Here is a 7,598-nt window from a genome sequence, read left to right on the forward strand (position 1 = left end):
ATTGTCCGGCGCTGTTCTGCCTTGGTGAAGCCCAGCACTTGCTTTGCTCGCCACTCGTCCATTCTGGAACGTGACCGTGATGTTCGCCCCAGGGGTTCCATACCCCGCCCACCGCACGATTTTGATGCGTGTCGATCCCGATTCTGTTTCGGCTAGGATTGTTCCGGGGCACCGCAACGCGGCCAGCGCTTGGCGCTCGGTCATGCCGTTCCAGATGTTACCGTAATCGCCATAGCTGACTAGGCACTCGTCGGCTTGGGTGGCGTTCGGTGCGATCAATAGGACCGCGAGACAAAGCACGATACTACGCATCGGGATAACTCCCCTATAGGGCGCATAGTTTGTAAATATTAAATCACGAGCGGCGGGCGATAGCGATCAGAAACGGGGTTTCGGAGGTCTTTCCCCCACCCATCCACCGTGCATAGAAAAAGCCCCCGCCGAAGCCGGGGCTGAAAGTTCTCTGCTCCGCAGTGTCAGGCAGGTCGGGAATGTTGCGCCGGTTCTTGCTGCCCGATTATCTTCGCCAGCGCCTCGCGGATGCGGGCCGCAATCTCGCTCTCCCGTTCGTCCAGGTATTCGAGACCGTCGCGGGTCCAGCGTTCCAAAAGCACCGCTTGGGCGTGCACCCCGGCCAGCGTCTTGGCGGGGGTGTCGACCATAAGCCGGGAAATCTTGTCGTCCTGGTCGATCAACTCGTTAGTCCGGCGCTCCCATTCCTTCATGCGTTGATACGCCGGATGGGCTTCAAAGCGCGCCGTCTTGGCGTCGAACTCTTCCAGGGCTTTCTCCCACGTCTGCCGAAGGCGACGAAATGACACTTGGTTGAGCGCGTCCCTGTCTTTCAGGTCGTCCAGTGTCGGCAGTCCGTCCAGAATATCGATGATCGCTTGCCGATCCGTCACATAGGTACGGCTCCCCGCATTGACCGTCACGGCAGGTTGAACCCTTCCCAGGTCACGAATCAGAGCGCCGTTAAGCGCGTCTTCTTCACTCCCCATGGCAATAAGCGTGGCTTCAATTTGATCCATCTCGGCAAGCCATGCGATGTGAGGATCGATGGGGGCCGCTGCGGCGGTGTTCATGCCAGCCGCAAGAATGGCGGCGGTGGAGCCTGCCAGGGCGGCGCGGCGGGTGATATCGGTTTTCATTCTGTGTTCCTTCCCCGACCATGACCGGCCCTTGTTGCTGTTTCGGGCACGGTGCATAGTCGGGTTTCTCTAGGTGACTAGGGATAAGGGCGATTGGCGGGGGTTGATTGGCGTCTGTTCCCGTCAGTCGTCCGGCTTACGCCATCTCGGCAAGCGATGCTTCCACGGCACGCAGAACGTCCCAATAATCATAGGACGGATACAGCGCGGAACTGTTATTGGACCGGTCACAGGCCATGCCGACTTGTGCCTTGATCCCGGCGACGGTCTTTGCAGGCGTCGACAAGATCAGTCGCTCCAGTTCCGCCGCACGCGCGCCGTGGCGGTTGCTGAAATCCGCTGCGGCGGGACTGACCGCAGCGACACAAGCGCGAATATGGTCTTCGGTACCGCGATGGCCGGCAAACCGCTTTTCCAAGTCACGATAGATCGGTTCAATCTGCTTTTTTCCCTCGGCACGCATGGCCGTCAGTTCGGCCAGCCAAACCGGATGCGGGTCACTCGTTGCAGCTTTCGCAGTCGTGGAGACAAGTGCAGCCCCAGCGAGTGCCGCCGCACTGCCTTTCAAAATGGAACGGCGGGTGGATGTTTTCGTGACGGTATTCATTTCAATTTCTCCCTCTCGGTTCGTCCGGCCCCCACCACGGCGCACAACTCGATGTGTCCGTGCCGCGCTCAAGGCTGGATTGGATACAAACGCGGAATGTTAGCGCGGCGATGGCAACGAAGGCCCATGTGCTGGATCACGTTAAACATCGTTGGCAACCGTTGATCCGGCATGCTCTGTCTTGAGCATCCGGGCTATAGCTTTTAAGTGGCGAAGAGTTTCATCGACCTGTTGAGCGTTTAGGCTTTCGATACATTGGCGGCCATACAGGCGCATCAGGCGCGGAAGAATGATTGCCTCGGAACGCGTATCGCGGATCACGTCGCGTAAAACTTTCCGGCGGCACTCCACCGGAAGCGGAGTGGCCTCCTCAAGCAGAGCTTTGAGGTTTGCGATTACTTCTTCTCGGGTTTGGTTGGTCGCGTTGTGGGACATTGGATTTCTCTTCAAACGTCGTGCGTGATGTTTTATACATAACTCATGATTGATAAAATATCAATTATGAAACATCATAGGTGAGGTTTAAAACATGATAGATGCCGCTCAGATGAAAGCGGGGCGTGCGCTGATCGGTATGGATCAGAAAGAACTCGCCGAGAAATCCGGGGTTTCGCTTCCGACGATCCAGCGCATGGAAAAGCTAGGCACCGCGCGAAGCAATGCAGGCAATGTCGCCTCGGTTCAGCGCGCCCTAGAGTCCGCTGGCGTCGTCTTCATCCCTGAGAATGGGGGCGGGGCAGGGGTAAGGCTGAAGAAGGAATGACGGAGGAATGCTCTCCCGCCGTCGTCGCTCCTCCTATTGAGATAATGCGGCCTTGGCCTGCCGCGATGGACGTTAAGACAGCGTGTGACTATTGCGGTCAGATATCTCCTGGCCAACTGCGAAAGTATGGACCGTCGCCGATAAGAATAGGCGGGCGGAGAGTTTGGCTGAATGATCAAGTTGGACGAATGGCTGGTATTTCGGGAGTAAACGAATGATCGGACGCCTCCACCGAGATTTGCCGTGTTTCAGAAATGGTGACAAGTCTGGTTAGAATCGAAGCTGATCGGATACTATCACGCTGCGGCTATTCGGAACGGTTAGCGTGACGAGAGACAATGTAGGTGGTCGACGTTATTCCACCGTATTTTTCAAAATCAATCGTTCGCCTGTATAGGGGTCGAACTCGAAGCCGACAGGAAAAAACCGCTTCGATCCGTTCGACCATTTTACGTTTCCTGTTTCCTCGAAATTGGCCGATAGGACGCGCGGACCATCTTTGCTGTCGACTGTTCCCCAATAGAGCGTCTGCTCTTGTTTTTTACCGGTAAATGTATCTTCGCAAGTTGCAACTAAACGGGACCCCAATGAGCGTTCGCTACGATCTTTGAAGACTCCCATGCTTGCGATGTTGCCGTTCTTGAGAACAACTTCGATCATCGTACTGTCGCCCCAACTGTCGCCATCAATCATTATGGACAGGGAGCGGATATCCATATCATTCAACAAAATACTAATGTTTTGATCCAGTTTCTTCAGGTGGAAGCTATTGGTTTCACTCTCATAGTAGCCGCTTTTTACAACGATACCGCCCTTACTGTAGTGAAGATCGGTAAGGTTAATGTCTTCGCATTGCACGAGGGTACCGTTGGTCAAGTGAAGAGTGCCGGGGAGGACATAATCACGGGCTGCGGCAGGTGCCGCGAACGCCATAATCAAACCGAACATGGCGAGCCAAGATTTCATAGCCAGAATCTCCATGCCTAAACGCGAGTAATCTATGTTGTTAACATCAAACCGTAGTAATGGTGCGGAATGCAAACCATTTGATCAACTTCGCTGTTCGTCTGGCGACAGCCGCTTCAGCGCGTCCAGTTCCACGCCCTTGTCGTGTTCCGTGCCGGATACTTCCGCCAGAACATCGGGGGCGATTTTTTCTGCACGAGAGACAGCGCGGTTGATTGTCGATTTATCTACGCCGGTTGCATCAGCGGTTTCCGAGGCGAACTCGCTCGGCCTGCCCCTGTCTCTATTTTCGGTGCAACTTGCACCACTATTCCTTATCCGCTCCCAGACCTCTTTCCGCCGCATCAGGTGATCGGCCTGTTGGGCGGGCCTAAACACTGATATATGGTCTAAGCGGCGGCATGTGCTGGCGAGCGTTCCGAAGGCGGTAGCTCTCCGTCAAGTCGGGTTATGGACGTTCGGGCAGCGGGAGGCGTTTTACACTGCGCCTATCGTGCTACTCGCCACGGTGTCGCCGCAAATCTTTCCGGACTTAATAAATCTTTCTTTAGGCGAAACGTTAAGTCGGCCATTCGCCATTTGTTGGTGTGGAATCCATCTAATATTAAAGGAATTAAACATGGCTACCATGGAAGACGTTCAGAATATCGCCAACGAATATGCGGTTCGGTATGGAAACATGAACATGCATTGGAGCGATCCGTGGGACATCCAGTGCAACTTTGACCAAACTTGGCCTAACAATGGTCGGCCCGGATGCTACGCAATCTTCGACCACGATCTCGAATTGATCTACATCGGGAAGACAAACAATCTAGGCAAGAGGCTCGGTGACTACTTTAAGGTCGATCCAACCGATCCGACCCGCAAACGAGGTGTGCCGAAGATTCCTGAAGCCTGGGGAGCGGAGCCGAATTTCGTTCTCACAGTCGCGCTCGACAATGCCTATGAGGCACCCAGTTTAGAAGAATACCTGATTGAAAAGTTCCAGCCTTTAGGCAACACGATCGGGATCAAGACTTGATCCATCTTTTGGTCGATGGGCGCAATTAATCCTCGGGGCATTATGTAGGGGGCGGGATACGCAGGCGGCGGCACGTCTGGGCCAAGCCGAACGTCTGACCCGCCCCCGGCCCAGCGCGGCAATAATACCGCAGCCTAGCAGGAATGGAACGGCGCTAATTCTTGCCGCCGTTTATCAGGTGGAAAACGGTGGAATCCGCCCCGCGAACGATCTGAGCAGAGCACCGAAGCAGGCTCGCCATATGCTCCAGTAAAGCCGCTTTAGATTCGGCGTCGTCAGCGAATTCTAGGGGTGTTCCCCCGAGCCGATAGGGGCCTGCATCGCCGGTCGCCGTGAAGTCCTCTGTAATGGCAAGGCATAGGTCAAGATGGGGCCAGCACTCCGCCATGAATTCAACAAAGCCCTCTCGTGAAACGAATGCGCGGTGGTCTCTGATCGGCTCTGAAGACATGCCCATCATCCACTGAATATTTTCGGGTTCCGGCGGCGCGTATCGACCATCGACTTCACGGCGCGGGGCTCCAAAGTGGCGTCGATACGGTTTATTTTTCCGTTAAGCGCGCGGACAGTTGCGCTCAGTTCTGCCATGCCCTGGCGGTCCGCGCCGCGCGCGTCGATGTTGAACGTGGGTCCGCTGGCCGCGCCGGAGCCGCGACCGAAATTGTATCGGTGGCGCGGATCGCTTCGCGTCAGGACTTCCTCGTCACGTTTCAGGATGGCCGGAACCTCTCCAGGCGCGACCACCCCGCCGCTGTGATAGCGCGGTGCACCCGCAAACAACGCCGCTGGAACGGTTCTTGTCAGCCCTCTATCGGCCATGCCGCCGCTGTGTCGGACGCCAGCCGCGACGCTTGGCGGCAGGACAGAACCGGATGGCAAAGCATTGCTGGCAATGTTGATCCCACCTCCGCTGCCGAACAATCCGGTTAGGGTCGGTAGTCCCGCATCGAACAGGAGATTGAGAAGCGGGTTCGTAATGGCCCGGCGGGCGAATTCCTCGCTGATATCATTCAACATCCCGACAAGGGCATTTCGCGCCCGTTCCGACGCGCTTTCCGATGCATCCGCAAACCTGAACAGCCCGGTTGACATGGAGTCCAAACCGCTGGAGAACCCTTTGAATACTGGGTCAGACTGCATCAGCGTCCGGTTCGCGTTCTGAGCGGCGCGGTTATAGGTTTCCTGACTGATCGCGCCCTGCATCAAAAGTTGGTCCAGGCGTTCCAGCGTGTCGGCGTGCTGTTCCCGTTCCGTGCGGACGGACAGTTCAACTGCCTTGCCGTCCTCCATTGCCTTTTTCAGCCGTTCCAGCGTTTCCCGGTAACGGTCGGTGTTGGCGTTGGCGCGGTCGAAAACCGCCAGAGATTCCGGGGATGGTCCGCCGGTCACAAGCGATCCGGTTCCCATGCTGGATTGCAGGCGATTATTCACCCGCGCCCAGATCGCCGCGACAGCATCGTCGGCTTCTTTCGCACCGCTTTTCAGTGCGTCGATGCGGTCACGCGTGGCGTCAACCTGTGCGCGCACGCCTGCGAAATATTCCTCAGTAGCCGGGCTTTTTTGGCCGGTTAGCAAAGAGTTCGCCGTCCGAAGGTTCGACAGATCGGAAACCAGCCGGTCCCGCGTAGCCCGAAGTTCTTCAAGGCGCTTCGTTACATCTTCCAGACGTTCTCGCGCTTCGCCCGGATCGATACCCAAAACGTCCGCGATTTTACGCTGCCGGACGCGCGGGTTCTGGATTGAGAAAAGGTCTTGCAGTTGCGTCTGTTGCTTTTCGAAGTCCGCGATTTCCTTCGTGATCCCGGCCAAGGTGAAATCGTCGGTTCCGGCGCGAAGATTGCGCAGCGCATCCGCCGTTCCGTTGGCGCTGGACTTCAGACTGTCCAACCGTTTTTCCAGATCGGCGGCGGCTTCTTCCGCTTTCTTCGCGGAATCGCCAGCGTCGATGAATGTCGTCGCAAGCGCACCAAACACCGCGCCAGCCGCACCGATCACAGCCCCCCACGGGCCGAACATAGAGACAAGCTGCGTTCCTTGCTGGATGAAGGCGCGTAACGGGTTCTGCCCGGATGCGATTTGGACCGCAAAGTCACCGACCTGAAAACCTGCGTTCTGAACGGCCATGCCCATTTGACGGGAACCGCGAGCGCCTTGACCGAGGAAGCGAGTGAAGCCCGCGCCGGTTTGTGCGCTCCGTTCGTACTGATCGCCTAAGCGCGCCAAGACTTGGGCCGCGCGCTCGTTGCTGACAGCGCCGCTATCAACGGCGACCTTTACCTTCTGCACATCCCTTTCGTATCGACGCGTCGCCGCCGCTGCCGGGTTAAGCGCCCCCTCCAATCGATTGAAGCTGGTAGCGGCGCGTTTCGTCGCCTTGTCCATACCCGTGGCGACGGTATCGACAATGACTCCGCTGTTCTTCATCGCCCGGTCGAAGCGCTCTAGCTGCGCTTCGATGGTTACCGCCATGCCGACTTGTTCGAATGCCATCGTTCTAACGCCCTACCTTGTTCGCGCTGTGCTAGTCATCGAAAAATGGGTCTTTTTCGGTCTCGCCAGGAGCCGGACGATTGCGAAGATCGGTCAGCCCAAGCTCACTCATATAGGCGCGCATCTGTGTGTGTCGCGCCGCCGGGAAGTGCGACGGGATAGCCCTAAATTCCGCCCACAGTTCACAGAAGGCAATCGCCGACGGCTCCCGGCTGGCGTCCAACCAGAACGCAGGTTCGATGTATTGTTTCCACGCCTTGAGCGCTTCGCCCTTCATCCCCTTGGGCCGCTCAACGGGTCCGAATGCGGATTTTGAGGCACCAAGCCCCGCTTTGATCGCGTTGGGATCGCCGTGCCGGTCGCTTCGGTGACTGCCTTCAATCAACCGAAGTTCCGGCGCTTTAGGTTTTCTTCCACGTGTGGTCATCACTCAAACCTTGAAATTTTAATTCGCCATTGCGAAAAATTTAGCTCGAGACCGGACATGGGGCTCCGAACCCCTAGAAATTGACACCCCCTACCCCTGGTGGCCGGGTCGGACTCTACCCCGCACATGTGGGGGGCGGGCGGCGAGGGTGCGGGCGACGGGTGCAGCTC

General features: G+C 57.0%; 9 protein-coding genes. 2 read left to right on the forward strand and 7 right to left on the reverse strand.

All coding sequences use genetic code 11. The features are described 5' to 3' along the window. Positions 1-476 precede the first annotated feature (476 nt). The 3 genes from HH303_RS18890 to HH303_RS18900 all read right to left on the reverse strand — a co-directional run bounded on the left by HH303_RS18890 (position 477) and on the right by HH303_RS18900 (position 2,193). Entirely contained in the window at positions 477-1,151 is a 675-nt protein-coding gene (locus tag HH303_RS18890; RefSeq protein ID WP_169626961.1) for a hypothetical protein, read from the reverse strand. 136 nt (positions 1,152-1,287) lie between these two features. After that, positions 1,288-1,758, reverse strand: coding sequence for a hypothetical protein (locus HH303_RS18895; RefSeq protein WP_169626962.1), 471 nt, complete (start codon positions 1,756-1,758; stop codon positions 1,288-1,290). Positions 1,759-1,899: 141 nt separating this feature from the next. Further along, positions 1,900-2,193, reverse strand: coding sequence for a hypothetical protein (locus HH303_RS18900; protein WP_169626963.1), 294 nt, complete (start codon positions 2,191-2,193; stop codon positions 1,900-1,902). 94 nt (positions 2,194-2,287) lie between these two features. Between HH303_RS18900 and HH303_RS18905 the strand changes: the two genes are divergently transcribed. Next, a complete protein-coding gene (locus HH303_RS18905; protein ID WP_169626964.1) occupies positions 2,288-2,521 on the forward strand; it encodes a helix-turn-helix domain-containing protein in 234 nt (77 codons plus the stop codon). A 354-nt stretch (positions 2,522-2,875) separates the two neighbouring features. Here HH303_RS18905 and HH303_RS18910 read toward each other — a convergent pair whose 3' ends face one another. Continuing rightward, the gene (locus HH303_RS18910; RefSeq protein WP_169626965.1) at positions 2,876-3,487 is read right to left on the reverse strand and encodes a hypothetical protein; all 612 of its coding nucleotides are present in this window, start codon (positions 3,485-3,487) and stop codon (positions 2,876-2,878) included. 84 nt (positions 3,488-3,571) lie between these two features. Continuing rightward, positions 3,572-3,832: a hypothetical protein gene (locus HH303_RS18915; RefSeq protein WP_169626966.1), complete on the reverse strand. Its 261-nt coding sequence runs from the start codon at positions 3,830-3,832 to the stop codon at positions 3,572-3,574. Positions 3,833-4,106: 274 nt separating this feature from the next. On the opposite strand from HH303_RS18915, the gene HH303_RS18920 reads away from it, so the two are divergent. Beyond that, complete coding sequence (locus tag HH303_RS18920) at positions 4,107-4,511, forward strand: GIY-YIG nuclease family protein (protein ID WP_169626967.1); 405 nt, start codon at positions 4,107-4,109, stop codon at positions 4,509-4,511. Between the two features lie 456 nt (positions 4,512-4,967). Here HH303_RS18920 and HH303_RS18925 read toward each other — a convergent pair whose 3' ends face one another. After that, positions 4,968-7,001 (reverse strand): phage tail length tape measure family protein, encoded by a 2,034-nt coding sequence (locus HH303_RS18925; RefSeq protein WP_169626968.1) that lies wholly within the window; start codon positions 6,999-7,001, stop codon positions 4,968-4,970. A 31-nt stretch (positions 7,002-7,032) separates the two neighbouring features. Further along, on the reverse strand, positions 7,033-7,428 hold the full coding sequence (locus HH303_RS18930) for a zinc-binding metallopeptidase family protein (RefSeq protein WP_169626969.1): 396 nt from the start codon (positions 7,426-7,428) through the stop codon (positions 7,033-7,035). Positions 7,429-7,598: the final 170 nt, after the last annotated feature.

Origin of the sequence: Pacificispira spongiicola, from assembly GCF_012926505.1 — a bacterium.
In the GTDB taxonomy this organism is placed as follows: domain Bacteria; phylum Pseudomonadota; class Alphaproteobacteria; order UBA8366; family Aestuariispiraceae; genus Pacificispira; species Pacificispira spongiicola.

Bases quoted from the DNA above. Each gene is read 5' to 3' on its own strand.
- HH303_RS18920 (WP_169626967.1), top strand. From the start codon at position 4,107: ATGGCTACCATGGAAGACGTTCAGAATATCGCCAACGAATATGCGGTT.
- HH303_RS18890 (WP_169626961.1), bottom strand. From the start codon at position 1,151: ATGAAAACCGATATCACCCGCCGCGCCGCCCTGGCAGGCTCCACCGCC.
- HH303_RS18895 (WP_169626962.1), bottom strand. From the start codon at position 1,758: ATGAATACCGTCACGAAAACATCCACCCGCCGTTCCATTTTGAAAGGC.
- HH303_RS18905 (WP_169626964.1), top strand. From the start codon at position 2,288: ATGATAGATGCCGCTCAGATGAAAGCGGGGCGTGCGCTGATCGGTATG.
- HH303_RS18900 (WP_169626963.1), bottom strand. From the start codon at position 2,193: ATGTCCCACAACGCGACCAACCAAACCCGAGAAGAAGTAATCGCAAAC.
- HH303_RS18925 (WP_169626968.1), bottom strand. From the start codon at position 7,001: ATGGCATTCGAACAAGTCGGCATGGCGGTAACCATCGAAGCGCAGCTA.
- HH303_RS18910 (WP_169626965.1), bottom strand. From the start codon at position 3,487: ATGAAATCTTGGCTCGCCATGTTCGGTTTGATTATGGCGTTCGCGGCA.
- HH303_RS18915 (WP_169626966.1), bottom strand. From the start codon at position 3,832: ATGCGGCGGAAAGAGGTCTGGGAGCGGATAAGGAATAGTGGTGCAAGT.
- HH303_RS18930 (WP_169626969.1), bottom strand. From the start codon at position 7,428: ATGACCACACGTGGAAGAAAACCTAAAGCGCCGGAACTTCGGTTGATT.